Below are 745 nucleotides of genomic sequence, written 5' to 3' on the forward strand. Positions count from 1 at the left end.
TCGACGGTGCACACTGCCTGTAAGGTGACTCACCCCTGCTAGAGGTCAAGAGCACCGGAAGTCGTGTCGCGCTCCAGAAAGGAGGTGTTCCAGCCGCACCTTCCGGTACGGCTACCTTGTTACGACTTAGCCCCAATCACCGGTTTCACCCTAGGCCGACCCTCGCGGTCACGGACTTCAGGCGCCCCCGGCTTTCATGGCTTGACGGGCGGTGTGTACAAGGCCCGGGAACGTATTCACCGCGCCATGGCTGATGCGCGATTACTAGCGAATCCAGCTTCATGGGGTCGGGTTGCAGACCCCAATCCGAACTGAGGATGGCTTTAAGGATTGGATCGCATTTGCAGACGACCGACTCTCTGTACCACCCATTGTAACACGTGTGTAGCCCCGGACGTAAGGGCCGTGCTGATTTGACGTCATCCCCACCTTCCTCACACCTTACGGTGGCAGTGTCTCCAGAGTGCCCAGCTCTACCTGATGGCAACTGAAGAAAAGGGTTGCGCTCGTTATGGCACTTAAGCCGACACCTCACGGCACGAGCTGACGACAACCATGCAGCACCTCCACCGGCGCCCCGAAGGGCCTCAACATCTCTGTATCGTTCGCCGGCAGTTCAAGCCCGGGTAAGGTTCCTCGCGTATCATCGAATTAAACCACATGTTCCTCCGCTTGTGCGGGCCCCCGTCAATTCCTTTGAGTTTCACCGTTGCCGGCGTACTCCCCAGGTGGGACGCTTAATGGT

General features: G+C 58.4%; 1 rRNA gene. It reads right to left on the reverse strand.

From position 1 onward, the window contains the following. Positions 1-77: 77 nt before the first annotated feature. A 16S ribosomal RNA gene (locus tag FOY53_RS23560) occupies positions 78-745 on the reverse strand; the annotation flags it as partial.

The sequence above is a fragment of the Puniceibacterium confluentis genome, assembly GCF_007923445.1.
In the GTDB taxonomy this organism is placed as follows: Bacteria; Pseudomonadota; Alphaproteobacteria; order Rhodobacterales; family Rhodobacteraceae; genus Puniceibacterium; species Puniceibacterium confluentis.